Origin of the sequence: Kribbella sp. NPDC059898 (assembly GCF_042730855.1) — a bacterium.
Classification (GTDB): Bacteria; Actinomycetota; Actinomycetes; order Propionibacteriales; family Kribbellaceae; genus Kribbella.
Genome location: NZ_JBHWKR010000005.1, coordinates 18,390 through 44,621 on the forward strand (window position 1 = coordinate 18,390; position 26,232 = coordinate 44,621).

At 69.2% G+C, this 26,232-nt stretch carries 29 protein-coding genes; 19 read left to right on the plus strand and 10 right to left on the minus strand.

Features of this window, described 5'->3' with window-relative positions:
• Positions 1–68: 68 nt before the first annotated feature.
• The 6 genes from ACFV9C_RS17115 to ACFV9C_RS17140 all read left to right on the plus strand — a co-directional run bounded on the left by ACFV9C_RS17115 (position 69) and on the right by ACFV9C_RS17140 (position 6,601).
• A complete protein-coding gene (locus ACFV9C_RS17115) occupies positions 69–686 on the plus strand; it encodes a class E sortase (protein ID WP_380194646.1) in 618 nt (205 codons plus the stop codon).
• 30 nt (positions 687–716) lie between these two features.
• Complete coding sequence (gene pyrE / locus ACFV9C_RS17120) at positions 717–1,262, plus strand: orotate phosphoribosyltransferase (RefSeq protein ID WP_380194647.1); 546 nt, start codon at positions 717–719, stop codon at positions 1,260–1,262.
• Positions 1,262–1,990, plus strand: a complete 729-nt coding sequence (locus ACFV9C_RS17125) for a hypothetical protein (protein WP_380194648.1) — start codon at positions 1,262–1,264, stop codon at positions 1,988–1,990. The genes pyrE and ACFV9C_RS17125 overlap by 1 nt, the downstream gene beginning before the upstream one ends.
• 39 nt (positions 1,991–2,029) lie before the next feature.
• Positions 2,030–2,902 carry a LemA family protein gene (locus tag ACFV9C_RS17130; protein ID WP_380194649.1) on the plus strand — a complete coding sequence of 291 codons (873 nt, stop codon included), beginning with the start codon at positions 2,030–2,032 and terminating at the stop codon, positions 2,900–2,902.
• 217 nt (positions 2,903–3,119) lie between these two features.
• Entirely contained in the window at positions 3,120–6,101 is a 2,982-nt protein-coding gene (locus ACFV9C_RS17135) for a BTAD domain-containing putative transcriptional regulator (RefSeq protein ID WP_380194650.1), read from the plus strand.
• An 89-nt stretch (positions 6,102–6,190) separates the two neighbouring features.
• Positions 6,191–6,601, plus strand: coding sequence for a hypothetical protein (locus ACFV9C_RS17140; protein WP_380194651.1), 411 nt, complete (start codon positions 6,191–6,193; stop codon positions 6,599–6,601).
• 5 nt (positions 6,602–6,606) lie between these two features.
• On the opposite strand, the gene ACFV9C_RS17145 is transcribed toward ACFV9C_RS17140, so the two are convergent.
• Positions 6,607–7,287 (minus strand): DedA family protein, encoded by a 681-nt coding sequence (locus ACFV9C_RS17145; protein WP_380194652.1) that lies wholly within the window; start codon positions 7,285–7,287, stop codon positions 6,607–6,609.
• 60 nt (positions 7,288–7,347) lie between these two features.
• Between ACFV9C_RS17145 and ACFV9C_RS17150 the strand changes: the two genes are divergently transcribed.
• A complete protein-coding gene (locus ACFV9C_RS17150; RefSeq protein WP_380194653.1) occupies positions 7,348–7,974 on the plus strand; it encodes a TrmH family RNA methyltransferase in 627 nt (208 codons plus the stop codon).
• Here ACFV9C_RS17150 and ACFV9C_RS17155 read toward each other — a convergent pair.
• Complete coding sequence (locus ACFV9C_RS17155) at positions 7,956–8,378, minus strand: MarR family winged helix-turn-helix transcriptional regulator (RefSeq protein ID WP_380194654.1); 423 nt, start codon at positions 8,376–8,378, stop codon at positions 7,956–7,958. The two genes, ACFV9C_RS17150 and ACFV9C_RS17155, sit on opposite strands and share 19 nt — an antisense overlap.
• Before the next feature lie 217 nt (positions 8,379–8,595).
• Between ACFV9C_RS17155 and ACFV9C_RS17160 the strand changes: the two genes are divergently transcribed.
• From ACFV9C_RS17160 to ACFV9C_RS17170, 3 genes are all read left to right on the plus strand, one after another.
• Positions 8,596–9,261 (plus strand): FUSC family protein, encoded by a 666-nt coding sequence (locus tag ACFV9C_RS17160; RefSeq protein ID WP_380194655.1) that lies wholly within the window; start codon positions 8,596–8,598, stop codon positions 9,259–9,261.
• Positions 9,251–10,420, plus strand: a complete 1,170-nt coding sequence (locus tag ACFV9C_RS17165) for an alpha-amylase family protein (RefSeq protein WP_380194657.1) — start codon at positions 9,251–9,253, stop codon at positions 10,418–10,420. Before ACFV9C_RS17160 ends, ACFV9C_RS17165 begins: the two co-directional genes overlap by 11 nt.
• A 92-nt stretch (positions 10,421–10,512) precedes the next feature.
• On the plus strand, positions 10,513–10,698 hold the full coding sequence (locus ACFV9C_RS17170) for a hypothetical protein (RefSeq protein ID WP_380194658.1): 186 nt from the start codon (positions 10,513–10,515) through the stop codon (positions 10,696–10,698).
• Here the strand turns inward: ACFV9C_RS17170 and ACFV9C_RS17175 are convergent.
• The 3 genes from ACFV9C_RS17175 to ACFV9C_RS17185 are packed head-to-tail and all read right to left on the minus strand — an operon-like array spanning position 10,687 to position 14,408.
• Entirely contained in the window at positions 10,687–12,417 is a 1,731-nt protein-coding gene (locus ACFV9C_RS17175) for an FAD-dependent monooxygenase (RefSeq protein WP_380194660.1), read from the minus strand. The genes ACFV9C_RS17170 and ACFV9C_RS17175 overlap by 12 nt on opposite strands.
• A complete protein-coding gene (locus ACFV9C_RS17180) occupies positions 12,414–13,259 on the minus strand; it encodes an intradiol ring-cleavage dioxygenase (RefSeq protein ID WP_380194661.1) in 846 nt (281 codons plus the stop codon). Before ACFV9C_RS17180 ends, ACFV9C_RS17175 begins: the two co-directional genes overlap by 4 nt.
• A 9-nt stretch (positions 13,260–13,268) precedes the next feature.
• The gene (locus ACFV9C_RS17185; RefSeq protein WP_380194662.1) at positions 13,269–14,408 is read right to left on the minus strand and encodes a maleylacetate reductase; all 1,140 of its coding nucleotides are present in this window, start codon (positions 14,406–14,408) and stop codon (positions 13,269–13,271) included.
• 64 nt (positions 14,409–14,472) lie between these two features.
• Between ACFV9C_RS17185 and ACFV9C_RS17190 the strand changes: the two genes are divergently transcribed.
• Both ACFV9C_RS17190 and ACFV9C_RS17195 read left to right on the plus strand, forming a co-directional pair.
• Positions 14,473–15,255: an IclR family transcriptional regulator C-terminal domain-containing protein gene (locus ACFV9C_RS17190; protein WP_380194663.1), complete on the plus strand. Its 783-nt coding sequence runs from the start codon at positions 14,473–14,475 to the stop codon at positions 15,253–15,255.
• A 46-nt stretch (positions 15,256–15,301) separates the two neighbouring features.
• On the plus strand, positions 15,302–16,495 hold the full coding sequence (locus ACFV9C_RS17195; RefSeq protein WP_380194665.1) for a DUF1905 domain-containing protein: 1,194 nt from the start codon (positions 15,302–15,304) through the stop codon (positions 16,493–16,495).
• Here the strand turns inward: ACFV9C_RS17195 and ACFV9C_RS17200 are convergent.
• Both ACFV9C_RS17200 and ACFV9C_RS17205 read right to left on the minus strand, forming a co-directional pair.
• Positions 16,476–16,901: a VOC family protein gene (locus ACFV9C_RS17200; RefSeq protein WP_380194666.1), complete on the minus strand. Its 426-nt coding sequence runs from the start codon at positions 16,899–16,901 to the stop codon at positions 16,476–16,478. The two genes, ACFV9C_RS17195 and ACFV9C_RS17200, sit on opposite strands and share 20 nt — an antisense overlap.
• A gap of 80 nt (positions 16,902–16,981) precedes the next feature.
• The gene (locus ACFV9C_RS17205; protein WP_380194668.1) at positions 16,982–18,001 is read right to left on the minus strand and encodes an SIS domain-containing protein; all 1,020 of its coding nucleotides are present in this window, start codon (positions 17,999–18,001) and stop codon (positions 16,982–16,984) included.
• A gap of 139 nt (positions 18,002–18,140) precedes the next feature.
• Between ACFV9C_RS17205 and ACFV9C_RS17210 the strand changes: the two genes are divergently transcribed.
• Together ACFV9C_RS17210 and fbaA are read left to right on the plus strand one after the other, a co-directional pair.
• Entirely contained in the window at positions 18,141–18,860 is a 720-nt protein-coding gene (locus ACFV9C_RS17210) for a GntR family transcriptional regulator (RefSeq protein ID WP_130388014.1), read from the plus strand.
• Positions 18,861–19,067: 207 nt separating this feature from the next.
• Positions 19,068–20,093: a class II fructose-bisphosphate aldolase gene (gene fbaA, locus ACFV9C_RS17215; RefSeq protein WP_380194670.1), complete on the plus strand. Its 1,026-nt coding sequence runs from the start codon at positions 19,068–19,070 to the stop codon at positions 20,091–20,093.
• Between the two features lie 98 nt (positions 20,094–20,191).
• On the opposite strand, the gene ACFV9C_RS17220 is transcribed toward fbaA, so the two are convergent.
• Genes ACFV9C_RS17220 through ACFV9C_RS17230 form a run of 3 tightly spaced genes read right to left on the minus strand, consistent with a single transcriptional unit; the run spans position 20,192 to position 22,426 of the window.
• On the minus strand, positions 20,192–21,154 hold the full coding sequence (locus ACFV9C_RS17220) for a type IV toxin-antitoxin system AbiEi family antitoxin domain-containing protein (protein ID WP_380194672.1): 963 nt from the start codon (positions 21,152–21,154) through the stop codon (positions 20,192–20,194).
• A 45-nt stretch (positions 21,155–21,199) separates the two neighbouring features.
• On the minus strand, positions 21,200–21,964 hold the full coding sequence (locus ACFV9C_RS17225) for an N-acetyltransferase (RefSeq protein WP_380194673.1): 765 nt from the start codon (positions 21,962–21,964) through the stop codon (positions 21,200–21,202).
• A gap of 12 nt (positions 21,965–21,976) precedes the next feature.
• Positions 21,977–22,426, minus strand: a complete 450-nt coding sequence (locus ACFV9C_RS17230; RefSeq protein WP_355695284.1) for an HNH endonuclease — start codon at positions 22,424–22,426, stop codon at positions 21,977–21,979.
• A gap of 145 nt (positions 22,427–22,571) precedes the next feature.
• Between ACFV9C_RS17230 and ACFV9C_RS17235 the strand changes: the two genes are divergently transcribed.
• From ACFV9C_RS17235 to ACFV9C_RS17255, 5 genes are all read left to right on the plus strand, one after another.
• Complete coding sequence (locus ACFV9C_RS17235) at positions 22,572–22,979, plus strand: DUF3151 domain-containing protein (protein ID WP_325041652.1); 408 nt, start codon at positions 22,572–22,574, stop codon at positions 22,977–22,979.
• A 43-nt stretch (positions 22,980–23,022) separates the two neighbouring features.
• Positions 23,023–23,757 carry a 2-phosphosulfolactate phosphatase gene (locus tag ACFV9C_RS17240; RefSeq protein WP_380194675.1) on the plus strand — a complete coding sequence of 245 codons (735 nt, stop codon included), beginning with the start codon at positions 23,023–23,025 and terminating at the stop codon, positions 23,755–23,757.
• Between the two features lie 155 nt (positions 23,758–23,912).
• Positions 23,913–25,112, plus strand: a complete 1,200-nt coding sequence (locus ACFV9C_RS17245) for an MFS transporter (protein ID WP_380194676.1) — start codon at positions 23,913–23,915, stop codon at positions 25,110–25,112.
• Between the two features lie 101 nt (positions 25,113–25,213).
• A complete protein-coding gene (locus ACFV9C_RS17250) occupies positions 25,214–25,852 on the plus strand; it encodes a DUF433 domain-containing protein (protein ID WP_380194677.1) in 639 nt (212 codons plus the stop codon).
• Positions 25,830–26,225: a hypothetical protein gene (locus ACFV9C_RS17255; protein ID WP_380194678.1), complete on the plus strand. Its 396-nt coding sequence runs from the start codon at positions 25,830–25,832 to the stop codon at positions 26,223–26,225. The genes ACFV9C_RS17250 and ACFV9C_RS17255 overlap by 23 nt, the downstream gene beginning before the upstream one ends.
• Positions 26,226–26,232 lie beyond the last annotated feature (7 nt).

Sequence of the window (26,232 nt, forward strand, 5' to 3'; positions counted from 1 at the left end):
GGGGCAACCATCGGCGTCCATCGACACGTCGTACACAGCCTTTGCAGGAGAGCTGCATACTTAGCCGTGTGCGGGGAGTGATCAGGGGACTCGGAATTGTGTTCCTGCTGGGTGGGCTCGGGCTGCTGGGGTGGATCGGGTGGCAGTACTTCGGGACCGGGATCGCGGCGAACCAGCAGATGGGGAAGGCCGAGGAGACGCTCCGGGAGGAGTGGCGGAAGCCGTCCGCCCCGGTGACGGCCGACGCGGGGCAGCCGCTCGCGCTGCTGCGGATCCCGCGGTTCGGGGCCGATTGGGAGAAGCCGATCGTGGAGGGCGTCGGCGCCGACGACCTGGCGCGCGGGATCGGGCACTATCCACAGACCCAGCTGCCCGGCCAGCCGGGGAACTTCGCGATCGCCGGGCACCGGGTCACGCACGGGTCGCCGTTCCGGAAGCTGCTCGAACTGCGGCGCGGCGACCAGGTCGTGGTCGAGACCGCCGGCGCCGTCTACACGTACGAACTGGACGGCTCGCCCCGCGACCTGACCGTGAAGCCGTCCGACGGCTGGGTCCTCGACCCGGTCCCGGGCCGGCGTACCGCCCCGACCCGCTCGATCATCACGCTCACGACCTGCCAGGACCTGTTCCACTCCCCGGACCGCTCGGTCGCCTTCGGCCACCTGGTGAAGGTCAGCAAGAAGTAGCGGACCGGCCGTCATCTAAGCTCAAGGCTCATGAGCTACGACCGGGACGGACTGCTGGAGCAGGTCAAGAGCAAGGCCATCGTGCACGGGAAGGTGACGCTGGCGTCCGGTAAGGAGGCCGACTACTACGTCGACCTGCGGCGGATCACGCTCGACGCGGCCGCGGCGCCGCTGATCGGCCCGGCGATGCTCGAGCTGACCAAGGACCTGGAGTACGACGCGGTCGGCGGCCTGACGCTCGGCGCGGACCCGGTCGCGATGTCGATGCTGCACGCGGCCGCCCAGCAGGGCCGGACACTCGACGCGTTCGTCGTCCGGAAGGCCGAGAAGACCCATGGCCTGCAGCGGCGGATCGAGGGACCGGACGTGAAGGGCCGCCGGGTGCTCGCCGTCGAGGACACGTCGACGACCGGCGGGTCGGTGCTGACCGCGGTCGAGGCGCTCCGCGAGGCGGGCGCGGAGGTGGTCGCGGTCGCGGTGATCGTGGACCGCGCGACCGGCGCCCAGGAACGGGTCGAGGCGGAAGGGCTGGAGTACCGCTCCGTGTTCGGCCTCGAGGACCTGGGGCTGAGCTGATGCAGTCGAGCACGATCCTGATCTTCCTGGTCGCGCTCGTCGTCTGCGGCGGCGTCTTCTACTTCAACTACTACCGCGCGAAGAAGCGCCGCGAGTTGTTCGCCGGGTTCGCCGCCCAGCACGGCTGGCAGTACGTGGAGGCCAACCCGTCGCTGGCCGGTCAGTGGGGCGGAACGCCGTTCCAGACCGGCGACAACTGGCGCGTCAAGAACGTGCTGTCCGGGCCTTTCAACGGGCACCAGATGGTTGCCTTCGACTACAGCTACCAGACGCATTCGACCGACTCGAAGGGCCGCCGTACGACGACCACGCACAAGTTCGGCGTGGTCGTGCTGCAGTTGCCGGGGGCGCTGCCGCACCTGGAGGTCACGCACGAGGGCATCTTCGGCGGCGCGGTGGCGAACGCGCTCGGGTTCCGGGACCTGCAGTTCGAGAGCGACCAGTTCAACCGGGCGTTCCGGGTGAAGGCCGACGACGAGCGGTTCGGGCACGCGGTGGTGACGCCGCGGATGATGGAACTGCTGCTGGCCCGCGGCGAGATCGGCTGGCGGATCGAGGGCAACTCGCTGGTCGGCTGGGACAAGGGCGCACACGACCCGAACGAGGTGCTGAACCGGCTGTCGCTGCTGGAGCAGGTCGTGCAGCAGGTCCCGCCGTACGTCTGGCGCGACTACGCGGGCGTCGACCCCCGTGCGCAGCAACCACCCGGCGGACCCACCTACCCGTAGAGTCGCGTACAGCACTGCCAACTCTCGGGAGCTCTTGTCATGCTATGGGTCATCATCGCGATCGTCGCGGTCGTCGTCATCGTGGCGATCTTGCTGATCACGTCGTACAACCGGTTCGTCAAGCAGCGGAACCTGATCCAGGAGTCGTGGCGGCAGATCGACGTCGAGCTGCACCGCCGGTACGACCTGATCCCGAACCTGGTCGAGACCGTCCGGGCGTACGCCGCGCACGAGCGGCACGTGTTCGAGGAGGTCGCGCGGCTGCGTACCCAGGCGGTGAACACGCAGGGCGCGAACCCGGAGCAGCGGGCCGCCGCGGAGGGTGAGCTGTCCGGCGCGCTGCGTCAGATGATGATCTCGGTCGAGCAGTACCCGCAGCTGCAGTCGAACCAGAACTTCCTCGGTCTGCAGCGCGAGCTGACCGACACCGAGGACCGGATCGCGGCCGGCCGCCGGTTCTACAACGCGAACGTGGGCGACTACAACACCCGGATCGAGGCGTTCCCGTCGAACCTGATCGCGAACGGCTTCAAGTTCGAGAAGGCCGGGTACTTCGAGGTCAAGGACGAGTCGGTGCGCGCCGTCCCGCAGGTCTCGTTCGGCACGATCGGTTCGGTCGCGGGCGAGCAGGCGCCGCCGCAGATGCAGCCGGGCGCCCCGTCGTCAGGCCAGATCCACCCGCAGATGCCGGGTGACCAGGGCAACTACCAGCAGGGCTACCCACAGCAGCAGATCCCGCAGCAGCAGCCGTACCAGCAGCAGCCGCAGCAGGCGCCGTACCAGGGCCAGCCGGGGCAGGGCGGCTACCCGGCGCCGCAGCAGGGGTACCAGGGAGAGCCACCGGTGGGCGGGCCGCCTGCGGGTTCCCCCGCGCCACAGGACGGTCAGCCGCCATTCACCGGTGGCCAGTAGGCACCGGTTCCCCGTGGTCCAGGTCCCCCGATCCCGGACTCGCTCCCAGTGCCAGGCCCGGTGTGACGGCGGTCAAGTCGCCACCGCCGGGCCTGCCCTCCCCCCGGTACCTGTGAGAACCCTGTCGCACTGACATACATCCGGCGTACATCGGACTTCACGCCGGGCGGGGCGGGATGCCACGATAGGTCGGTTCAAGAGTGGAGAGGTCGAGCGTGTGGACAGTCTGAGGTACGGGATCCTCGGACCTCTGCGGCTCGTCCACGCCCAGGGGCAGCCGCTGAAGGCCGCGAAACCGCGGCAGCTGCTGGCCACGCTGCTGCTGCACCCCAACCGGTTCGTCTCCACCGACCTGATCGCCGACGCGCTCTGGGAGAACACCCCGCCGCGGTCGGCCACGGCCAACATCCGGACGTACGTCCGGGCGCTCCGCGGAGTGCTGCAGGACGCCGGGCTGCCCGCGCCGATCGACACCTCGGCGGCCGGCTACAGCATCGAGGTGGGTGTCGACGAGCTCGACGCCAGCCTGTTCGAGTCGCTGCTCGCCGAGGGCGGGCACCTGCGGGACGCCGGTGACGGCCGCCAGGCGATGCAGGTGCTGTCCCGGGCGTATTCGCTGTGGCGCGGCCGTCCGCTCGAGGACCTGCCGATGCCGGCGGCCTGGGAGGGCTCGATCGCCCGCCTGGAGGCGCAGCACCGCGGCCTCGTCGACAGCCTGCTGGACCTCCGACTGGAGTACGGCGACGCGAGCGGTGCCGCCGTACTGCTGAGTGCACGGCTCACCGAGGACCCGTACGACGAGCAGCTCTGGCGGCGCCTGGTCGACGCGCTGGTTGCCGCCGGCCGGGTGGGTGAGGCACGGGCGGCGTACGCGAAGGCTGTGCAGACGCTTGCCGACGAGCTGGACATCAAGCCAGGCCCTGAACTGGAGGCTGCGGGTGCTCGCGCCGAGAACGGTCGCTCGGCCAACTGGCCCAACCCGGGCATCCCAGCCGACCGTACGGCGGACCGTCCGAGCCCGGCGGCGCAGCCAGGACCCATGGCCGCGCCTGAGCTCAAAGACCCGGTCAGGCCGCCCAGCCAGCTGCCCCTGGACCTGGCTGACTTCAGCGGACGCCAGGAGCTCCTGGAACAACTGCGGGACCTGGTGTGCGGCCGCGACCCCGTACGACCGCCTGTAGCTGTCATCTCCGGTGCACCTGGCACCGGCAAGACCTCGCTGGCCGTGCGGCTCGGGCATCTGGTCCGGGAGTACTTCCCGGACGGCCAGATCTACCTGGACATGCACGGCGCGACCCACCCGCGCGACCCCGCCGGTGCGCTCACCGACCTGCTGCTCAGCCTGAACCTGCCGGACTTCGCGATCCCGACCGACCCGGAGCGGCGGTCGGCGATGCTGCGGTCCGAGCTGGCCAGCCGCCGGGTGCTGATCATCCTGGACGACGTGGCCACCGCCGGCCAGGTCACCCCGCTGATGCCCGGTACCGGTGCGTCGGCCGTGGTCGTGACGAGCCGCAACCGGCTGATGGACCTGGCGGGAGCGGACAGTACGCCGCTCGACACGTTCGACGACCGCGAGGCGGCCCGGCTGCTCGCGTCGGTGGCCGGCGCCGGCCGGATCGACCCGTCGTCGCCGGAGGCCGAGGAGATCCTCGCCGCCTGCGCGAACCTGCCGCTGGCGATCCGGATCGTCGGCAGCCGCCTGGCGCAACGGCCCGATCTGAGCGCCCGGGAGCTGGCGCGGCGGCTGCGGGACGAGACGTCCCGGCTGGACGAGCTCAGCATCGGCGAGCTCGCCGTACGGACGAGTGCCGATCTGAGTTACGACGCGCTGAGCCCTGAGGAAGCGCGGTTGTACCGGTTGATCGGGCACTTCGCGGTCGGTGTCTTCTCGGCGCGGGCGCTGGAGGCCGTGGCGCCGCCGGCCGCCGTACGGCGCAGTCTGGACCGGCTGATCGAGGTCAACCTGGTCCGGATCAGCTCGGTCGACCACCGCGGTACGGCGCGCTACCGGGTGCACGACCTGTTGCGGCTGCACGCGCTCGGGGTCGGTACGGACGAGCAGCGCGCGCAGGCGGTCCGGGACGTGGAGACGGTCGTCGACGCGATCCTGAACAAGATCCGCCGCGCCAACAACGCCTTGTCATTCGAGTACTTCGGGGTCCTCGAGCACACCGGTCCGCTGACAGCGCCGGACCCTTCGCCGTTCACCGAGACGGATGCGATCGCCTGGTTCGACAGTGAGCGCAGCACGTTCGTGCCGGCGATCCGGGCCGCGGCGCAGAACGGGCTGCACGAGCACGCCTGGCGGATCGCCGCCGCCTGGGGGCCGTACCTGGACCTGCGGGCCGGCTTCGACGACTGGAACGGCTCGCACCAGCAGGGTTTGCGGAGCGCGATCGCGTGCGGCGACCGGCACGGCGAGGCGATCATGCACCGGAACCTCGGCCAGCTCGCCGTCTACCAGGACGACTGGGACACCGCCCGACGGCACTTCGACGCGGCCGCGCAGGCGTTCGCCGAGGTCGGCGACCGGCTCGGCGAAGGCGTCGCGGCGGTCGGCCTCGGTACCTGGCTGCGGGAACGCGGCGAGCGGGATGCCGGGCTGGCGCAGTACGAGAAGGCGATCGAGGCGTTCGTCGAGGACGGCAACGCGAACGCCGAGGCGCTGGCGCGGACCGCGGCCGCCGGCGTGTACCTGGCCCGCGGCGACGTTGCCAGTGCCCGGATGTACCTGGCGCAGGCGTTCCTGATCGCCGTACGGCGCGCGGACGCGCACCGGGAGGCCAAGGTACGGCGGCGAATCGCGGCGCTCCGGGTCCACCAGGGGCGGCACGACGAGGCGGTCCGGCAGTTGCGCAAGGCGCTGGCGATCTTCGACGGGATGGGTGACGACCACTGCGCGGCGTACACCCGGGCGCTGCTCGGGCGGGCGCTGATGGAGCGCGGCGAGGTGGCGACGTCCCGGAAGACGCTGCTGGACGCGATCGACGTCGGCCACCGGCTGGGCGACCGCAGCGTGGAAGGCCAAGCGGCGCAGTACCTCGGTGAGCTCTACCTGTCGACCGGCAGCGTGGACAACGCCCGCCGTACTCTCGAACGCGCCGCGCGCGTGTGGCTCCAGGCCGGCAACGACGCGGCCGCCGCGGACTGCCGCCGGCTGCTGGTGGGCTCCGAGGCGGGCGTCGCGGCCGGCTAGCAATGTACGGCCGCTGTATGCCTGCCCGGCAGGATCCGTGGCATGCCACGGCACGACCGGCCGAGGACGGGGGATCGGGGAGGATACCTATGGCCTGGGGGGAGGTTGCCGTGGAGCGCCGGAACGTCCCGCGGGTGGCGAACCCGCGGGACACCGAGGCGGCGCTGAACTGGCAGCTCGAACGTGTCGGTTCGGCGGCGTGGCTGGACTGGACGCTGAAGTTCCAGCGGATGGCCTTCGGCTACGCGCACGACAGCGGCTGGCACGACGCGGCCGATGCGGTGAGTTGGCTCGACCACCACGCCCTGCTCCGTGAAGGGGCCGCGCCACGGGGGGCGCTGGTCTGGTACCAGGCGGCTGACCGGATCCGGGTGGCCTGTTCGCTCGGCTCCGGTCAGGTGGTCGGCCCGCTACCGACCGGACCGGTGGAGATCGCCGAACTGCGGCTGCTCAGCACCGACTGGGTCTGGTCGGAGCCACACTTCCCGTTCGGGCACTAGCCAGGTCAGCGGGCGGCGTGCTTCGGTGCGTCGCCGGTGGTGGCGTTCTTGTTGCGGTTGCGCCGCCGGGCGAGGAAGTACTCGACGAACATCGGGATCAGCGAGATCAGCACCAGCAGCACCAGTGCGGCCTCGAGGTTCTTGTGGATGAACTCGACGTTGCCGAGCGCGTGCCCGAGCAGCGTGATGCCCGGCGCCCAGATCACCGCGCCAACCCCGGTCCACAGGAAGAACTTCTTCGGGTCCATCCGCCCGGCGCCGGCGACGATCGTGATGAACGTCCGGACGATCGGTACGAACCGGGCCAGCACCAGCGCCCGCGGGCCGTACCGGTCGAAGAACTCGTGCGTCTGCTCGATGTACTTCGGTTTCAGGAACCGGGCGTCCGGATTCTTGAACAGCGACGTACCGAGGAACCGGCCGATGTAGTAGCCGGACACGTTGCCGAGGAACGCGGCCACCGTGAGCAGGACGCAGGCCAGCCAGAGCGGCACGTGGATCGAGCCCTGGGCGATGAACAGGCCGACCGCGAACAGCAGCGAGTCACCGGGCAGGATCGGGAACAGCACCCCGCATTCGATGAACACCACGACCAGCGTGCCCCAGAGGGCCCAGTCACCCAGCCAGTTCAGCAGGTACTCCGGGTTCATCCAGGAGGGCATCAGCATCGCGACAAGAGGAAGCACGCGGACAGGGTAGCGTCCCCACCTGTGCACGAGCTGAGCAGTGAGGTACGTGGAGCGGACATGGTGGGCCCGAACGAGGTCGGCGTGGGCCCCTGGACGGGCGACCTGCCGGACGACCCGCGGCTCGATCCCGAGCTGCTCGCGCACGGTGACCGGCGGAACGTGGTGGACAAGTACCGCTACTGGAAGCTGGAGGCGATCGTCGCCGACCTGGACCGGCAGCGGAACCCGTTCCACGTCGCGATCGAGAACTGGCAGCACGACCTGAACATCGGCTCGGTGGTCCGGACCGCGAACGCCTTCCTGGCCGCCGAGGTCCACATCGTCGGCAACCGCAAGTGGAACCGCCGTGGCGCGATGGTCACCGACCGCTACCAGCACGTCCGCCACCACCCGACCCTGGCCGACCTGGCCGGGTTTGCCGCGGAGCAGGCGTTGCCGGTGATCGGCATCGACAACCTGCCGGGCTCAGTGCCCCTGGAGACCTACGAACTACCTGCCGCTTGCGTCCTGCTCTTCGGCCAGGAGGGTCCTGGGCTGACGGACGAGGCCCACCAGATCTGCACATCCGTCCTCTCCATAGCCCAGTTCGGCTCGACCCGCTCCATCAACGCGAGCGCCGCCGCCGCGATCGCCATGCACGCCTGGATCCGCCGGCACACCTTCGGTCAGCCGTCGAGCAGCTGATCCAGGAGGCGGGTAGCCAGCTGAAGGACGGCCTGTTCCGTCGGGTTGAGCCGCTCGGCGATCGCGTCCGCCAGCCAGTCGTCCGAGCTCTTCATGTGCTCTTTGAGCAACGCCCGTCCGGTCGCGGTGAGCTCGATCGTCTGCCGGCGCCTATCTTGCGGATCCTGCCGGCGGTTGATCAGGTCCTGTTCTTCCAGGCTGGTCAGCACGCGCGTCAGCGATTGCGGCTGGACCCGCTCCGCCTTGGCGATCTCGCTCGCCGTCAGGCTGCCGTGGCGGTGCAGTTGGCCGAGTACGGCGACGCCCGTACTGCCCAGCCCGTCGCCGGTCCGCTCGGCGCGTAGGCGCAGCGCCAACCGCGTGCTGGCACGCCTTAAGGCGACTGCCGTTTCATACGCTTCCACTTATCATTCTCCGTGTAGGGATGCTGGTGAATGCTAAGCTCAGCTTACTATGAGCGTCTACGCTTGGTCGCGAGAGACACCTGTCCCTCCGGTCCGCTTGGTCACCGCCGCCCTCGCCATGGCTGGGCCGGTTAGCTACGGCGTTGCCACCGGCCAGCTCGTCCAAGCGTCGTTTGCCGCTCTAGGTGCTCTCGCTGTTCCGCCCGGTCGGCTCTCCATGGTGCAGTGGTCTCGGTTGGGGGTGCTGCTGATCGGTGCCGCTACGCTCGGAGCCTTCGTCGGCGGGCGTGGCTGGCTTGCTGTGGTGGTGGTCGGCGGGCTTGCCGTGGTTGCGGCCGTCGGCGGTGGGTTCAGCCGGGGGACGGCGGACGGGGCGGCGCGGTTCCTCACGTTCCTCGTGATGGCGACCGGCCTCGGCGGCGCGGACGCGTGGCAGGTCACGCGGTGGTTCGCGGTCGGTGTCCTCTGGGCGATCGTGTTGTCACTCGTCCAGCCGCGGACGCCCGAGGCGGGCGCGCCGACGTACCCACAGTTGTGGCGGCGCTGGCGGCGGAACCTGCGGACCTTCGACGGCTGGCAGTACGCCGTACGGCTCGTCCCGCCGCTGGCGGTCGCGCTGACGATCGGCGTGTTCTGGCACCAGCAGAAGTCGTACTGGATCGCGCTCGCCGTGGTCGGCGTACTCGCCGGTCTGCGGCCGTTGCTGAAGGAGCGGAACTACGCCGCGTACGCGACGATCATGACCCCGTTGGTCGTCCTCCTGATGGATCTCGGCCGTACGCCGGAACTCTCGACGGTCGGGTACCGCCTGGCCGACACCGTGATCGGCTGCCTGCTCGCGATCATCCCTACGCTGATGCTGAGGAGGCGTTATGTGGCCTGACCACGCGATCTGGTGGCACCTGTACCCGCTCGGCTTCACCGGGGCCGAGCCGGCCGCGGTGCCCGGCGTCGTGCATCGCCTGCCCCAGGTGGAGAACTGGCTCGAGTACGCGGTCAACCTCGGCTGCTCGGGGCTCCTCCTGGGGCCGATCTTCGCCTCGGAGACCCACGGGTACGACACGGTCGACCACTTCCGGATCGACCCGCGCCTCGGCGACGACGCCGACTTCGACCGGCTGGTCGCCGCCGCGCACGCCCGGGGTCTCCGGATCGCGCTCGACGGCGTCTTCAACCACGTGGCGCGGTCGTTCACGCATCCGGAGTGGTTCCGCGGTGACGTCTTCGAGGGACATGAGCATCTGCCGGCCTTGGACCACAGCGACCCGGCGGTCGCTGACTATGTCGGCGATGTCGTCCGGTACTGGAACGAGCGCGGCGTCGACGCGTGGCGCCTGGACGCGGCGTACGCCGTACCGCCCGAGTTCTGGCGTTCCGCGCTGCCGCGGGACAAGGACGTCTGGTACTTCGGCGAGGTCATCCACGGCGACTACGCAGCGTACGTGGAGAAGAGCGGGCTCGATTCCGTCACGCAGTACGAGCTGTGGAAGGCGATCTGGAGTTCGTTGAACGACCGCAACTTCTACGAGCTGTCGTATGCGCTCGGGCGGCACAACGCGCTGCTGGACACCTTTGTGCCGCAGACGTTCGTGGGGAACCACGATGTGACGCGGCTGGCTTCCCGCCTGGAGGACGAGCGTCACCTGGGGCATGCGTTGGCGATCCTGTTCGCGGTCGGCGGCGTACCGAGCGTGTATGCGGGGGACGAGCAGGCGTTCCGCGGTGTGAAGGAGGAGCGGGCCGGCGGGGACGACGCGATCCGGCCGGCGTTCCCCGCCGGTCCGGACGAGCTGGCACCGTACGGGTGGCCGACGTACCGCCTGCATCAGGAGCTGATCGGCGTACGGCGGCGTCATCCGTGGCTGGTGCGGGCCCGTCCTGAGGTGATCCATCTGACCAACACGACGATCGCGCTGCGGAGTACGCACGGTGACGAGTGGGTGCTGGTGCTGCTCAACGTGTCGGACCAGGATCAGCAGTTTCCGCTCGCCGACACGCCGGTGGTCCCGGCGAACGGATGGAAATTCTTGACGAGTTCGTAACCTTCGGCCGCGCCGTCCCGTTGTTATTGACGACAGAAGTGAGGCCTTCTCGTCGCCCTGCGTTGGCGACGGGGAACATGGGGGTTTTGTCGATGAACGCATTGTGGGACGAACTGATACACGAGCTGGGCACCGTGCGCGCGCTGAGCGCGGCCGCCCTGGAGGCGCGCTCCGAGACGTCGCGGGTCGCGCTGATCACGCTGTTGGACGCCGAGACCGCGGAGATCTCGGTGATCCTGGACAAGATCCTGCACGCGGAGGCCTCGTCAGCGGCCTAGGAGTTTGTGGAGTGCTTGGCTGAGCGTTTCGGTCGGGTCGTCCGGCTGGTCGAACGCACGGTAGGCAATGTGCGCGTCCGGGCGGACGAGCAGGCAGCCCGTGTCCGGGATCTCCCTGGTGCGGGCCCAGTCGCCGTACAGGTCGTCCAACTCACGGCCGGGACCGATCACCAGCGGTTCGATCGGTACGCCGAGGTGCTCGGACACAGACCGGGCCGCTTTCACCCAGGCGTCGCCGCCGATCCCGGTGAGCAGCGTGAAGCGGCCCTTGCCGACCACGTCCAGCGTGCTGACGGTCTCGGACCCGCGGGTCAGCCAGCAGTGCGGGATGCGCGCGCCCGGCCAGGTCGTCGGGTGGTAATACAGCTCGGGATCCCGCGCGTACGACGGCTCCGGCGTGCCGTCTGCGATGACGGCCGAGGAACGGTAACGCTGCCCGAGCTCGACACCGTGCGCGTTGAACTCGTAGTCCTTGAGCTCGATGGCCTTGCGTAGCTCTTCGCGCTGCGCGGCGCCGTCCGCGGTGTCGTCCTTGCGCGACTCGATCGTCCACCCGGGCGGGGCGTCCGGCGTCATACCGAGCGCCCGGAAGATCTGGCCGAACTGGCTGCGGCTCTTGTTGGCGCGGTCAACGATCTGCTTCGCGATCGGGACGCGCTCGGCGTCGTAGCTCTCGAGCAGCTGGGGTGAGGCCTGGCCTTTGACGACCAGCGCGAGCTTCCAGGCCAGGTTGTACGCGTCCTGGATCGAGGTGTTCGAGCCGAGACCGTTGCTCGGCGGATGGCGATGGATCGCGTCACCCATACAGAACACCCGGCCATTGGAGGCCTTCTCGGCGTACATGTGGTTGACGCTCCACACCGACGTACCTTTCAGCTTCACGTCGATCGTGTCGTCGCCGACCAGGTTGTGAACGATCTCGGTCGCCATCGCCTCGTCGACGACCGGGGCCGGCTGGGTGATGTCGTAGCCCCAGACGATCAGCCACTCGTTCCACGGGCGCACCATCCGGACCAGGCCGGCGCCGATACCGCCGATCTGCGCGCCCGGCTGCAGGACCCAGTACAGGACGCTCGGGCGATGCGCGACGTACCGGCTCAGGTCCGCCTCGAACACGATGTTCATCGACCCCTCGATGTCCATCGCCCCGGCCATCGGCAGCCCGAGATCCTGCGCCACCTTGCTCCGCCCGCCGTCCGCGCCGATCAGGTACTTCGCCCGGATCTGGTACGTCGTACCGCTCAGCCGATCGCGCACCGTCGCGGTCACGCCGTCCGCGTCCTGCTCCAGCTTCTCGTACTCCGTGTTGAACCGGAGCCGCGCGCCGCGGGCGGCCGCCGTACTGACGAGGATCGGCTCGAACAGGGTCTGCGGGAGGTCCATCGGCAGGCACGGACTCGCTTCGGTGTAGTCGGCGAGCCGGCGTGGATGCGTGCCCCAGGTACGGATCCGGCCGATCTCCTCGCCCGCGAGGCTGGTGCAGAACGCGGTCTGGCCCATCAGATGGTGGGCGGTGCCCTTGCCGGTGACCTCGTCCTCGATGCCCATGTCGCGCATCAGTTCGACCGTACGCTGGTTGGTGATGTGGGCGCGGGGCGTGTTGGCGGTCCAGCCGTACCGGGCGAGCACGATGTTCTCGACGCCGTACGTCGAGAGGAAGAGCGAGGCGGCGCCGCCGGCCGGACCGCTGCCGACGATCAGCACATCGGTGGTGATCATTGCCGAGTCTCCTCGATGGTCGCGAGTACGAGGTCGTAATGGACGGTGTAGAAGGTCTTGCCGTCTTCCTGATGCTCGACGAAGTCCGCGATCAGGGACTGCTTCACGCCGAACACCGCGTCCGTGTCGAGATACTCGTCGCCGTTGGCGAACACGTGGGTGATGAGCCGCGCATAGCCGGGGGCGGTGACCATGAAGTGGATGTGGGCCGGGCGCATCGGACCGCGGCCGCCGGCCCGCAGCAGCTCGCCGACCGGGCCGTCGTCCGGGATCGGGTACGCGACCGGCTTCACCGCCCAGAACTTGTAGTTGCCGTCGGCATCAGTTGTCAGGTGGGCGCGGTTCTGCGGACCGTCGAGGTCCTTCTGTACGTCGTAGAACCCGTCCTCGTCGGCCTGCCAGGTCTCGACCAGTGCGCCCGCGATCGGCTCGCCCTTCGTGTTCAGGACCCGCCCGCTCACCAGGCACGGCTGTCCCGGGGCGCCGTTCGAGATGTCGTCACCTAGTTGCACCTCAGGTGACCCCTCGACGAAGAACGGGCCGAACACGGTCGATTGCGTGGCCTCCTCGGGCTTCCGGTCGCCCAGGCCGACGGTGAGCATCGACAGGCCGAGCACGTCCGCCAGCAGGACGAACTCCTGCCTGGTACCGGTCGAGATCTGGCCCGTTCTGGTCAGGAAGTCGATCGCCGTGAAGTACTCGTCCTCGGTGAGATCCACCTCCCGCGCGAACGCATGCAGGTGCCGGACCAGTGCGCCCATCACCTCCTTGTAGCGCTCACTCCCACTACCCGCGAAACTGCCCACGACCGCATCGGTCAGCTCACCACCCTGCAGATCCATCCACCCTCCTCAAGGCCGCACACCATCCCAAGCCCGTACCAAGATCTCCCGCACCAAGTCGTCATCCCCGAACGCCGCAACCGCCTCATCAACCTGCTCCCGCCCCAACCCCAACTCCCGCAAACTCACCGCCACCCCCGCCCCCCGAAACAAGTCGAACAACCCCCGCGCCAACCCCTCAGCCGCAGTACTCTCGCCATCCACCGCGCTCTCGCCGTCCGCGCGACCTCCGCTGGCGGTGCTCGCCCCCACCGCTGCATCCTCCCCGCGCAGCGCGGCTGCCAGGCGCGAAGCGCTGGCGGGGACCGTGGCCGCCTCTATACGGGCCACCTGTGGAAGAACAGCGGCGTGCGTCTCCGCATGCGGCAAGTTGTAGGTCCCACCAAGCAAATGACACAGCTTGTGATGCAGTCCCGTCCCCGCCGTCGCCAGCGCCGAACCCGCCAGACAAGCCCCGTACACAAGCCGGCCTCGACCCTCCAGATCGTCAGGCTCCATCAGCACCTGGCGCAGCCCTGAACTCAACGCCCGAACACCCTCGACCGCGATCACCTCGGTGATCGGATCAGCCTTAGGCGTCCACACCGCCTCCACACAGTGCGCCATCGCATTGGCCACACTCGCCGCCGTGACCTGCACCGGCAACCCTCGACTCAACTCCGCGTCATAAACCACCACCCGCGGCAAAACCCGAGAATCCACCCCCGTCGCCTTACTCCCCCCAGCCGTCTCCCCCCACACCGGCGTCATCTCCGACCCTGCATAGGTAGTAGGCACCGCCACAACCACCACCCCATCGGTGCTGGTGAGGGCTACTGCTTTTGCCAGGCCTATGGCTGAGCCGCCGCCGATGGCGACGGCCGCGTCGGCGTTCACGTCTCGGGCCGTGGTGCGGGCGGCGTCCGCGAGTTGGGTGGGGACGTGCTGGGCGACCCCGTCGATCCGGCCGGCGAAGCGATCGCCGAGCTGTTGTTGGACGGCGTCGGCCGCGGCCCGGGCGGAGTTGGTGGCGACGACGAGGACCCGGCGCACGCCGAGAGCCGCCACCTCGTCGCCCACTCGCGCGAGCGTGCCCGGCCCAAACACCACCCGGCCCGGCCAGAACGTGTGCACGAACGAGCCCGGCACGAACTCATCTGGACGAGGCATCGGCTGCTCCGCTAGGATTTCGCTCAGCGAATACTTCTTCTTTCAACGAAAAGTAGGCTAGCTGATGCCGGATGACGCGTCTACAGGTACGTTCCTCCAAGGCCTGGAGCGCGGCTTGGCGGTGATCCGGGCGTTCTCGGCGGCCGCCCCCGCATTGACCCTCAGCGAAGTCGCCCGCGCCGTCGGCATCACCCCCGCGACCGCGCGTCGGATCCTGCTCACGCTGGAAGATCTCGGCTATGTCCGCAGCGACAACCGCCGCTTCTCGCTCACTCCGCGCGTCCTCGCCCTCGGCTGGGCGTACCTGTCCTCCCTGGACCTCGGCGAACTCGCCGGCCCGTTCATGGAGGAGCTCAGCCTCAAGACCCGGGAGTCGTGCTCGATCGCGACCCTCGACCTCCCCGACATCGTGTACGTCGCCCGCGTCCCCACCACCCGGATCATGACCGTCGCGCTGGGCGTCGGCGCCCGGCTCCCGGCGTACCCGACGTCGATGGGCCGCGTCCTCCTCTCGGGCCTCCCCGACGACGAACTGACGCCGTACCTCGACTCCCTGCACGCGGAGTCGCTCACCGACCGCACCGTCACCGCGGCCGACAAGCTCCGCGCCACGATCACGAAGGCGGGCGCTGACGGGTACGCCCTGGTCGACCAGGAACTCGAGCTCGGCCTCCTCTCGATCGCCGTCCCGATCCGGAACTCCCGCGGCCGGATCATCGCCGCCCTGAACGTGTCCGCACACGCGTCCCGCTCGACCGCGACCTCACTCTGCGAAGAGTTCCTGCCGCACCTCCGGGAGGCCGCGGATCAGATCACCACCGCGCTGACCCACCGCGGTCAGCTCTGAGGTTTCCGGAAGCCACCCTTCCGGAATCTGGTCTAGCGTTCGAACCATGGACCACACGTTCGCCGGCGAGATCATCGAATGGCGCGGCCCGGCGCCGTACTACTTCGTGACCGTCCCACCCGAAACGGGCGCGGCCTTGCGAGCTGCTGCCGCGGAGTACGGCCCGTCGTGGGGTGCGGTCCCGGTCCGCGCTTCGCTCGACGGCGCCGAGTGGACGACCTCGCTGTGGTCGAGGGATGGTGCGTATCTCCTTCCGTTGAAGGACGCAGTACGTAAGCCCGCCGGTCTGGGTGCCGGCGACACGGTGGATCTCCACGTCAGCTTCGAGCCGCGCAAACGAAGGCAGCCGCGGCCGACGCAGACGCGGAAGCCGGCGGTACGGGCGGTGGGCTCGCGCGAACCTGTCCGCCCTGAACAACTCGTCGTCGTCCCGGCCAACCAGGCGAAGTGGATCGATCTGCAGGCGGTCTTCGGCGAGACCGGCGACACCTCCCGCTGCTGGTGTCAGCGCTTCCGGATGCTCCCGAAGGAGTCGTGGGGCTCAGAAGGCCCGGACGAACTCGCCGCCCGCCTCCGAGACCAGACCGCCTGCGACAACCCGAACACCACAACAACCACAGGCCTGATCGCCTACCTCACCGAGGCACGCCCGACTGGCGCGCCCTCGCACGGCACCGACTTGGCACGAGTGGGGTCGCACGGCACCGACTCGTCGGCTGGCGTGGGCGTGGCTGGCGTGGGCGCGAGTGGCGCGGACTTAGCTGGTGCGGCTGGTGCGGCTGGTGCGGCTGGTGCGGGTGGCGTGGGTTTGCGTGGCGCCGACTTGCGTGGTGGGCGCGTGGGCGTGGGTGGCGTGGGCTCGGGTGGTGGCGGCTTGGGGGTGGCGGTGGGGTGGTGTGCGGTGGGGTGGTGTGCGGTGGGGCCGCGGGCGGGGTATGGGCGGCTGGTGCGGGACTTTCGGGTTCCTTGGGTGGGGCGCGATGAGGACAGGGCGGATGAGTCCGTGTGGGCGGTGACTTGTTTCGTGACTCGGCTTGGGTATCGGCGGCGGGGGATCAGTCGGCTGCTGGCGGCGGCTGCGGTTGGGTTTGCTCGCGAGGGTGGGGCGCGGGCGATCGAGGGGTATCCGGATCTGGTGGACGGCGGATACGTCGGGAGTCTCGCCACGCTTGCCGACGCCGGGTTCGTCGAGGTGAGCCGGCCCGGCAACCGGCGCGCCGTTATGCGGATCGACTTCTGAGGTCCTCGAGGATCTCGACGTAGTGCGGGTTGGTCATGATGCCGAGCAGGTTGCCGAACGGGTCGACGACCGACGCTGTCCGGAACCCGGTGTTGTTGCCTCGCTCAACGATGTCCTCGTTGACGGTCGCACCCAGCTCGACCAGCCGAGCGAGCGTTTCCTCCAGGTCGTCGACATGCCAGTACATGATCGCGCCCGCCGCCGCCCCGACCTGATGCGTTGCGTACTTGGCGTCGATGATCCCGAGCTCCGCCTGCAGGTCCCCGAGCCGGAACTCCACGTACGCCGGGTCCGCCGCGCTGGGCACCGCGTAGTACGCGTCGACGCCCAGCAGCTTCTCGTACCAGTCCCGCGCCGCCTTCACATCGGCGGCGTAGAAGCTGACGGTCGCTAGTCCTCGCAACATCGTGGTGGTCCTCTCGCAGGTCTTCCTGGTTGACGACCACCACGATTCCAGCCAAAGTGCTCATCCAGTGAGCACTTTGTTCAGTCGGTCTGGGTGACCTTGCGGAGGCCGCGGGGCGCGTCCGGGTCCAGGCCGAGCTTGCGGGCCAGGAGTTCGATGGCGCGCTGGGCCGGGATGACCAGGGCGAGCGGCGCGAGCGTCTCGGGGAGGTCCGGGCCCGCCAGGTTCACGTCGCAGCGGGACGCGAACGTCGGGTCGCCGCCGATGCCGAGGATCTTGCTGCCCTTCTCGCGGACCAGGCCGGCCAGCTCGGTCATGCCGGGCAGCGCGGGGCCTTCGCCGGCCGCGACCAGGATCGTCACCAGGTCGGAGTCGACGACCGCGATCGGGCCGTGCTTGAGGTCGGCGTACGAGAGTCCGCGGACCGGCTGCAGGCAGGTCTCCTCGAGCTTCAGCGCCACCTCGAGCGTCGTACCGAAGGTCAGCCCGCGCCCGCTCGCGAGCACGTCGTGTGCACCCGCCAGCAGGTCCGCCGCCGCCTCGACCGAACCAGACAGCATCTTGGTCGCCGCGTCCGGAACCCGGGCGATGTCCGCGTCCAGCATCCCCGGCCGCGGCGCCAGCGCGTCCACGGCGACGGTGATCGCGGCCAGCTGGGTCGTGTACGTCTTGGTAGCCGGTACGGCGAGTTCCTTGCCGGCCTGGGTGATCAGCGCGACGTCGGCCGTCGACGCCAGCGGGCTGTTGCCGTCGTTCGTGATGCCGACGATCGCGGCACCGTTGCGCTTCGCCCACTCGGCCGTGTCGACGATTTCCTGAGTCGCGCCCGACTGGCTGACCGCGACGACCAGCGAGTTCGAGAGGTCGAGGTTCGCGCCGTACAGCGTCGCCACCGACGGGGCTGCCAGCGACGCCTGCCGGCCGGCGTGGATCTCGGTCAGGTAGCGGCCGTACACGCCCGCGTTGTCCGAGGAGCCGCGGGCCACGAAGATCACGTTCCGGCGCCCGGCGGCCAGCCGGGTGATGTCGTGCCGCAGCGGGAGAACATGCTCGAACGTCGCCGCGAGCGCGGCCGGCTGTTCGGCGATCTCGGCCGCCATCCGGGTTTCCTGGGAGGGGACAGACACCACTGCGATCACTGGTCCTATCTGGTCTTAACAGGTATGCTGCGCACGATAGCAGTGAGCGGCGCCCCGGGGCACCCCCGAGGTCCGTCCAGGTCTGGAGGATCGAGATTCCATGGTGGCGACCAAGCGGGCCCAGGTCCGATCGGTGCTGGAACGGCTGATCGACGTCGAGCTGCATCCCGGGGACCCGATCCCTTCCGAGCGCGCGCTGGTGGACAAGCTGAACGTCTCCCGGGTGACCGTCCGGCAGGCGATCAGCGACCTGGTCGAGTCCGGCGCCCTGGAACGGGTGCACGGCAAGGGGACCTTCGTCACCGGTCCTCAGGTCGACTCCCAGCTGCACCTCACCTCGTTCTCCCGGGAGATGCGGGCCCGCGGGCTCGAGCCCGGGACCGTGGTGCTGTCGGCGAGCGAGATCGAGGCCTCCGACGAGACCGCGAAGGGCCTGCGGGTCGCCAAGGGCACGAAGGTGATCCGGGTCGAGCGGCTCCGGACCGCCGACGCGTCGCCGATGGCGTACGAGGTCGGTTACTACCCGTCCGCGCTCTTCCCCGGCTTGCTCGGCCGCGAGCTCGGCACCCTGTACGACGTCTTCGCGAGCGAGTACGACGTCGTCGTCACCTCCGGTGAGCAGACCGTCCGGGCGGACAACGCCGACGGTCATGTCGCCCGGGTGCTCGGCGTGGCCCGGCGGGCACCCCTGCTGGTCCTCGAGCGCACCACCTTCGCCGGCCGCAAGGTCGTCGAGCTGTCCTGGTCGGCGTACCGCGCCGACCGCTACCGGCTGCACATGGCCCTGACCCCGCGCGGCCCGCGAACCGGGTCCGCCTGACCGGCCCCGGAGCGCCCTCCGCTCCCGGAGGACATCCGGACGCAACGAACTGGATCGATCCTGTTCACCAACTGGTCTGCATCCCTGCCGATCGCTCCCCGGCCACCGGGCCGGTTCGTCAGGTGGGCCGCCGGATCCGACGAAGTGCCCGGCAGCAATACTGGAGCCGAACCCACAAGAACTGTGTTGTGAGGAGTACCGCGAGACATGCCCATTGCAACCCCTGAGGTCTACGCCGAGATGCTGGACAAGGCCAAGCAGAACCGCTTCGCCTACCCGGCCATCAATGTCAGCTCCTCGCAGACGCTGAACGCCGCGATCCGCGGTTTCGCCGAGGCGGGCTCGGACGGCATCATCCAGGTCTCCACCGGTGGTGCGGACTACCTGTCCGGCCCGACCGTGAAGAACATGGTGTCCGGCTCCGTGGCGCTGGCCGCCTACGCGCACGAGGTCGCCAAGAACTACCCGGTGAACATCGCGCTGCACACCGACCACTGCCCGAAGGACAAGCTGGACGGCTTCGTCCGGCCGCTGCTGGAGATCTCCGCCGAGCGCGTCGCCCGCGGTGAGAACCCGCTGTTCCAGTCGCATATGTGGGACGGCTCGGCGGTGCCGCTGACCGAGAACCTGGAGATCGCGAAGGAGCTGCTGGCCAAGGCCGCCGCGGCGAAGATCGTCCTGGAGATCGAGGTCGGTGTCGTCGGCGGCGAGGAGGACGGTGTCGCCAACGAGATCAACGAGAAGCTCTACACCACCGTCGAGGACGGCCTGGTCACGGTCGAGGCGCTCGGCACCGGCGAGAACGGCCGCTACCTGACGGCGCTCACCTTCGGCAACGTGCACGGCGTCTACAAGCCGGGTGCGGTCAAGCTGCGCCCGGAGATCCTGGCCGAGATCCAGGAGCAGGTCGGCGCCAAGGTCGGCAAGGAGCGCCCGTTCGACCTGGTGTTCCACGGTGGCTCCGGCTCGACGCTCGAGGAGATCCGGGCCGCGGTCGACAACGGCGTCATCAAGATGAACGTCGACACCGACACGCAGTACGCGTTCACCCGGCCGGCGGCGGCGCACATGTTCCTGAACTACGACGGTGTGCTGAAGGTCGACGGCGAGGTCGGCAACAAGAAGGCCTACGACCCGCGGGCGTGGGGCAAGGCGGCCGAAGAGGGCATGGCGAAGCGCGTCGGCGAGGCGTGCGAGAACCTGCGCTCCACCGGTACGTCGCTGAACGCCTGACGTTCCGGCAGTTGTTGCGAGCAGGCCCGTCCGGGGGAGTTTCCCGGGGCGGGCCTGTCCCATGATCTGAGTGAACAGCACGGGGGTGACTCCTCTCGTCATCGCACCCGGGCCAGGTCGAAATGCCGGATGCCGGTACGGCGGGCTGCTCGGGTGAACGTGGTTCGGATGCGGTCGGCCACGGTCGTGGGATCGTCGAGATCGGTCCAGGAGATCCAGCAGTGCTCGACGGGTTGCGGCCCGTCGTCGTCCGCCGGCTCGGTGGGTGGGTCTTCGGGGCCGGAATCCTCGCTGTAGAAGGGGAATCGCGGCTCGAACTCGACGACGGTGCGTTCGTCGGGGAACCACAGCGCTTCGGCGGCGGGGTCGTCGGGGTCCGGTTGCCCGGTGTCGGGCGGTGGCGTCGGGCTGGGTGCGGGGAGGCCGGCGTCGGCGAGGATGTGGCGCAGGCGTGACTCGGCGATCGAGGCGGCACCGGTGAGCTGGTCCAGGACCTTGAGCGCACGCTTGTTGCCATGGTCAAGGAACGTGCTCGCCTGGCGCAGCGCGCGGCGATCGACCATGCCGGTGTGGACGGCGGCGTCGGCGAGCACGACGGCAGGGAGGGCCGGCGCGGTCGCAGCGACCTCGACGATCGCCCGGGCGGGCGAGACCATCCGCAGTGTGTTCCACAGTTGGAGGCCGGGGCCGACGGGGTCGCGGATGTGGCGGTGGACGCCGCGTAGCCGGCCGGAGCAGCCGTCAGGTGCGGTGACGTGTACACGGGCGAGGTCGAGACCCCAGACAGGCAAGGCGTGCAGGGCTGCGGCCGACTGGTGACTGGCGAAGACGTCGGGGCCGCTGGCGCGCAGGACGCGGTAGGCACGGCGGAGGTGCAGGATCTCGTCGGTGACGAGCATGAGGGACCGTCGGGCGGCATACGTCCCGCGGCGGATCCGCCGCCACTGGCCGGATCGCAGCAGGGCGTCGATGTCGGTGTCGGCATATCCGCAAGCACGCGCGTCCGCCCGGGTGAAGACACCGCCCCGGATCGACGCCATCACGGCAAGTTGAGGATTCATGCCCAAGAACTTGCCGCGTTTCACCCCCTCGCCGACCGCCGACTTTCAAGCTGTGGAGAACTCGTGCCGGACCCACACGTTCGGCTCGACGTACACGGCGCGATCGGCCCGCACATCGCAGTCCACCGGCACCAGCCCGCCCTCGACGTCGACCGGTCCGCTGCGGTCGAACGGCAGGCCGGTCCAGGCACGCCATTCGCGCAACGACCCGGCGACCACCCATGAGGCGGGCGCGACACCGACGATCCGGCCGCCGGCGCGAACGTGAGTGCGGAGCCAGGGATCGGCCGGTAGCCCGTCGGGCCGGGTGCGGGCGACGTACTCGTGCATCGCGACGGCGGGCTCGAGCTGCTTGCGGGTCGGCCGGACCGGGGCGTCCAACGCCAGGAGACCGAGGCCGGCTGCTGCTGAGCGCAGGGCGGCAAGGAGGAGCGCGGCGACGCCTTCACCCTGGAAGTCGCGGGCGACGCTGATGTTCAACGCACAGGCGACGTCCGGACGAACGTCGTTCCGGGCATCGGCGAACGCCCACACGACGGCTTGCTCCCAACCACCGGGCGGGAACGGATCGCGGCCGGCGGTCGAGAGCTGGACCGCCTGGGCGTCACCGATCGGCCGGCCGTCGGACGTCGCGATCAGGCAGGTCGACGGGAAGGTGGTGAGCGTCTGCGGGAAGTACGCCTCGGACACGCGGTTGTGCCGCATGAAGGCAGGCCAGGGGCCGGCGTCGATGTCGGCGTTGGCGAGATCCGGACGGTCAGCGACCGGGAAGATCTCGAGAGAGCGGCCCGAGGGGAGGGAAATGGGCATAAAAAATGCTCGTCATGTGTCTATGACGAGCTCGGCGCGGGTTGGTACCCAGGGTTGCCAGAGGAGGGGCATGCCGGCTTCGGACGGGGTCCGGTTGCCCTTGCGCTCGTTGCAGGAGGCATGGGCGGCGACCGCGTTCAGCCACTCGGTGCGGCCGCCCCTGGACCTGGGTTGGACGTGGTCCATGGTGTCGGCGTTCTCCAGGCCGCAGTACGCGCAGCGGAACTTGTCGCGCCGCAGGACGCCGTGCTTGCTGTACTTCATCCGGCCGGCCGCGTAGCGCCAGTGCGTCACGACGTACCGGACCAGCCGGAGGACGCGGGGGACCGGAAAAGGGCCGATAGTTCGCTCTCCGTGCGCCTCTTCGACCACAGCGACCTCGCGAACCAGCATCCGGATGGCGTGCTGGATCGAGACGGTGTGCAGCGGTTCGTACGACGCGTTCAGGACTATGACGCTCATCCGGTGCCTCCTTCCGGCCGTAGCTGGGAACCACGGCGGTTTGACGCGAGGGTCTCAAGCATCCGTGGCCGTCGGGTGAACGGTCAACGGATTTCGTCAGACGGTCACGTGCCGGTACGGCTGCGTGATCGGCGAAGATGTGCTTATGGAATTGAACAATCTGCTGTCCGGTCCACCCGAGACACTACTACCGGTCGACCCGGCCGCGGCGGAACTCGCCGACGGGGCCGCTCCGGCGGACGTCGCCGCCAAGCACCCTACGTCCTCCCTGGCCTGGGCGGTGCTCGCCGAGGGCGCGCTCGCCGACGGCCGGACCATCGAGGGGTACGCGTACGCGCGGACCGGCTACCACCGGGCGCTGGACCTGCTCCGGCGGAACGGCTGGAAGGGCCACGGCCCGGTCCCGTGGGAGCACGAGCCGAACCGCGGCTTCCTCCGCGCGCTGGCGGCGCTGGGCAAGGCGGCGGCGCTGATCGACGAGAAGGACGAGGCCGAGCGGTGCGTCACGTTCCTGCGCGACTCGTCGCCGACGGCCGCCGACGAGCTGAGCTGAAACCTGCTTGTGGGGTTGGTTTCCCGGCGGGATGATCTGCCGGGTGACCAGCCCTTACGCGCAGGACGGATTCGCTGCCGGGTTCGACTGGGGGCCGGTCGGCGCCGAGGTCGTTGCCGGTGACATCGTCGCGGTCGTCGACGTGCTGTCGTTCACGACCGCGGTGACGGTCGCGGTCGAACGCGGCATCGACGTGTACCCGTACCAGTGGCGCGACGACACCGCCGTCGCGTACGCCGAGCAGTACGGCGCGACGCTCGCGGTCGGACGTTCCGCGGCCGGACCGGGCGAGGTGAGTCTGTCGCCGGCATCGATCCGGCGAGTGACCGGAATCACCAAGCTGGTCCTGCCGTCGCCGAACGGGTCGACGATCGCGAAGCAGTTGAGCGAGAGCGGCGCGACGGTGATCGCGGTGTCGCTGCGTAACGGGATGGCTGCCGCTCAGTGGGCCAGACAGCAGCCGAAGGGCAAGGTAGTCGCAATCGCTGCGGGGGAGCGGTGGCGGGACGGTTCGCTGCGGCCGGCTGTCGAGGATCTGTGGGGCGCCGGCGGGTTCCTCAGCGCGCTGGGCAGCGACGACCTGTCCCCGGAGGCGAGGGCGGCCGTGGCGGCCTACGAGGCGACGAAGGACGAGCTGCCCAAGAGCCTGCACGAGTGCGCCGGCGGGCGGGAGCTCATGCAGTACGGCTTCGCAGCGGACGTCGCAGTCGCGGCCGAGGTCGACACGAGCGATGTCGTGCCGGTGCTCGTGGACGGTAGACTGTTCCGGTCAACCTGAACCACTCGAGGTTTTCTGCCCGTTGACAGTGCCGGCAGGCGGCGAGCGTCCCCGCTTCTTGCCGAACATGGACGGTTCTAGGCGGACGGACAGACCGGCGAAGCTGGACGCCCACGGTCGGGTCCCCGCCCCATCGGGCAGCGGAAGGTCACACCGTGCCGGCTCTCACCGGACGGATCGGCGCGCCCACTTACGCGGCGGTACTGCGTACTCCTGGCGCCTGGAAGTTCTATTTCGCGGCGGCCCCGGCCCGGATCGGGATCGCGATGACAGGCCTCGGCATCGTCTGGCTGGTGCACGGATCGACCGGCTCGTACGCCGCGGCCGGCAGCGTCACCGGCGGCTTCGCCGTCGCCGAGGCGGTCGCCGGACCGCAGGTCGCCCGGCTGATCGACCGGTTCGGTCAGACCCGGATGCTGCCGTTCACCCTCCTCGCGCACGCGACGATGATGGCGCTGCTCATCACCCTCACAGCCACCGGCGCGCCCTTGTGGTCGCTGGTCCTGACAGGCGTCCTCGCCGGCGGATCGTTGCCGCAGGTGAGCGCGCAGACGGGCGCCCGCTGGGCCTATGCGCTGCGCGAGACGCCATTGCTGTCGTCGGCATTCGCGCTGGAAGCGTTGGGCGTCGGTGTGGCGTTCATGGTCGGCCCCGGGCTCGTCGGCATCGTGAGCTCGTCGACAACGCCGGCCGCCGGTTCAATGCTCGCCACGGGCCTCCTGCTGGCCGGTGGCTTCCTGCTGGCGATGCAACGAGGCACGGCGCCGCCGCCGACCGTGGCAGGTCAGCACGAAGGCCCGAAGCGCCTGCTGCACAAGCGGTTCGTCGGGTTGGTCGGTACGAATATCGGCATCGGCCTGTTCTTCGGCAGCATGCAGGTGTCGGTGACGGCCTTCGCGGTTTCTCGAGGAGTGCCCGGGCTAGCAGGACCTCTCTACAGCATCACCAGCCTGGTCAGTCTGGTCGCCGGACTCGCCTACGGCGCAAGGCGTTGGCGCACTGCTCCGGAGACGCAGTTCGTGCTTGCGTTCGTCTGGCTTGCGATCAGCTGCGTGCCCTTGCTGACAGTGCACACGCCACTGGCCACCGCGCTCGCGTTGGCTCTGCCGGGCCTGGCTATCGCGCCGTTCCAGACCCTGTCTGCCGTCCTGACCGAGTCGGCGGTCGAGCCGTCGATCCTCACGCAGGCCTTCACCTGGATCAACTCGGGTGGCGCGGCAGGCATCGCCCTCGGGTCCGCGTTCGCCGGGTGGATCGTCGACGGACACAGCGCGCAGTACGGGTTCCTGGTCTCCCTCGCCGCCGCAGCAACCGCGCTCGTCATGGCCCTGACCGTGAAGCTCAGCAGTAGATGACTTCGCTGCGACGAGCCGCGACGGTTTTGTCGGTGAGGTCTGGGAGACTTCATCACAGATCGTTCTCAAATGTGATGCCAACCACCGGGGAGGGAAAGTGAATGACGGATATCTACGAGGCGCCGCTCCTCACCGCAAGGGAGGCGGCCAGGACGCTCAAGATGCCTGAGTCGACTCTGGACTCATGGCTCGCCGATGGGTCGCGGCCGTCGCTGGTGCATGCCGTTCGTCCTGAGCGACGCGGATGGCCACGCGTACCGTTCGTGGGCGTCGTCGAGGCGTACGTCCTACGGACTCTTCGTGAGCTGGGTTTCTCGATGCCTGACATCCGGCGGGCGGCCGATCTGGTGCGTTCCGAGTTCCAGGATCCGTACGCGCTGGCACGTGAGCGGATCGCGACCGATGGTGTGGGTCTCTTCGTTCGGGTTGCCGATCAGTCAGTCATCCACGCCCGGGACGATCAAATCGCGTTCCCCGAGGTCATCGCCGAGTACCTGACATACATCAGTTGGGACGCGGAGGGGAACCCCGCGCGTCTGCGACTGCCTCAGTACCCCGCCGGGGCTGAAGTGGTCATCGACCCGAGTTTCGGCTGGGGTGCGCCCGTGCTTGCGAAGAGCAAGGTTCCGGTCGAGGCGCTGGTCTCTCTGTGGCGGACCGGGGAACCTATCAGCGTCGTTGCGGAGGAGTATGACCTTCCTGCGGATGTAGTCGAAGATGTGCTCCGCCAAGCAGCCTGAGTTCTTCTTCGATCGCAGCCTTGGGAAAGCGTCCGCCGCGCGGCTCCGCGAGCGGGGCTGGACTATTCACCTGATCGCGGACTTCTATCAGGACGACGCGACGCGGATCCCCGACGAGGAGTGGATCGCAGAGGGCTGTTCGCGCGGCTGGCTGCTACTCACGAAAGACAAACGGATCCGCTACCGAGAGCACGAGCTGAGCGCCCTGGATGCCGGCCACCTTTTCTGCTTGGCTTCGGGGAACTCGGGTCTGGATGAGATGGCCCAACGCTTTGTCGATGCGGAGCGCGCGATGCTCGCTGCGACACGCCGCGTTTCCGTCGGCTTCTGGCATGTGCACGCCGGAGGTCGGATTACAAAGATGTGGCCGTGACCGCTTC

Bases quoted from the DNA above. Each gene is read 5' to 3' on its own strand.
- ACFV9C_RS17180 (WP_380194661.1), bottom strand. From the start codon at position 13,259: ATGGATCTGCAGGGTGGTGAGCTGACCGATGCGGTCGTGGGCAGTTTC.
- ACFV9C_RS17140 (WP_380194651.1), top strand. From the start codon at position 6,191: ATGGCCTGGGGGGAGGTTGCCGTGGAGCGCCGGAACGTCCCGCGGGTG.
- ACFV9C_RS17165 (WP_380194657.1), top strand. From the start codon at position 9,251: ATGTGGCCTGACCACGCGATCTGGTGGCACCTGTACCCGCTCGGCTTC.
- ACFV9C_RS17205 (WP_380194668.1), bottom strand. From the start codon at position 18,001: ATGGCGGCCGAGATCGCCGAACAGCCGGCCGCGCTCGCGGCGACGTTC.
- ACFV9C_RS17200 (WP_380194666.1), bottom strand. From the start codon at position 16,901: ATGTTGCGAGGACTAGCGACCGTCAGCTTCTACGCCGCCGATGTGAAG.
- fbaA (WP_380194670.1), top strand. From the start codon at position 19,068: ATGCCCATTGCAACCCCTGAGGTCTACGCCGAGATGCTGGACAAGGCC.
- ACFV9C_RS17230 (WP_355695284.1), bottom strand. From the start codon at position 22,426: ATGAGCGTCATAGTCCTGAACGCGTCGTACGAACCGCTGCACACCGTC.
- ACFV9C_RS17225 (WP_380194673.1), bottom strand. From the start codon at position 21,964: ATGCCCATTTCCCTCCCCTCGGGCCGCTCTCTCGAGATCTTCCCGGTC.
- ACFV9C_RS17255 (WP_380194678.1), top strand. From the start codon at position 25,830: ATGTGCTCCGCCAAGCAGCCTGAGTTCTTCTTCGATCGCAGCCTTGGG.
- pyrE (WP_380194647.1), top strand. From the start codon at position 717: ATGAGCTACGACCGGGACGGACTGCTGGAGCAGGTCAAGAGCAAGGCC.
- ACFV9C_RS17130 (WP_380194649.1), top strand. From the start codon at position 2,030: ATGCTATGGGTCATCATCGCGATCGTCGCGGTCGTCGTCATCGTGGCG.
- ACFV9C_RS17125 (WP_380194648.1), top strand. From the start codon at position 1,262: ATGCAGTCGAGCACGATCCTGATCTTCCTGGTCGCGCTCGTCGTCTGC.
- ACFV9C_RS17150 (WP_380194653.1), top strand. From the start codon at position 7,348: ATGGTGGGCCCGAACGAGGTCGGCGTGGGCCCCTGGACGGGCGACCTG.
- ACFV9C_RS17190 (WP_380194663.1), top strand. From the start codon at position 14,473: ATGCCGGATGACGCGTCTACAGGTACGTTCCTCCAAGGCCTGGAGCGC.
- ACFV9C_RS17160 (WP_380194655.1), top strand. From the start codon at position 8,596: ATGGTGCAGTGGTCTCGGTTGGGGGTGCTGCTGATCGGTGCCGCTACG.
- ACFV9C_RS17175 (WP_380194660.1), bottom strand. From the start codon at position 12,417: ATGATCACCACCGATGTGCTGATCGTCGGCAGCGGTCCGGCCGGCGGC.
- ACFV9C_RS17185 (WP_380194662.1), bottom strand. From the start codon at position 14,408: ATGCCTCGTCCAGATGAGTTCGTGCCGGGCTCGTTCGTGCACACGTTC.
- ACFV9C_RS17220 (WP_380194672.1), bottom strand. From the start codon at position 21,154: ATGAATCCTCAACTTGCCGTGATGGCGTCGATCCGGGGCGGTGTCTTC.
- ACFV9C_RS17235 (WP_325041652.1), top strand. From the start codon at position 22,572: ATGGAATTGAACAATCTGCTGTCCGGTCCACCCGAGACACTACTACCG.
- ACFV9C_RS17170 (WP_380194658.1), top strand. From the start codon at position 10,513: ATGAACGCATTGTGGGACGAACTGATACACGAGCTGGGCACCGTGCGC.
- ACFV9C_RS17210 (WP_130388014.1), top strand. From the start codon at position 18,141: ATGGTGGCGACCAAGCGGGCCCAGGTCCGATCGGTGCTGGAACGGCTG.
- ACFV9C_RS17250 (WP_380194677.1), top strand. From the start codon at position 25,214: ATGACGGATATCTACGAGGCGCCGCTCCTCACCGCAAGGGAGGCGGCC.
- ACFV9C_RS17195 (WP_380194665.1), top strand. From the start codon at position 15,302: ATGGACCACACGTTCGCCGGCGAGATCATCGAATGGCGCGGCCCGGCG.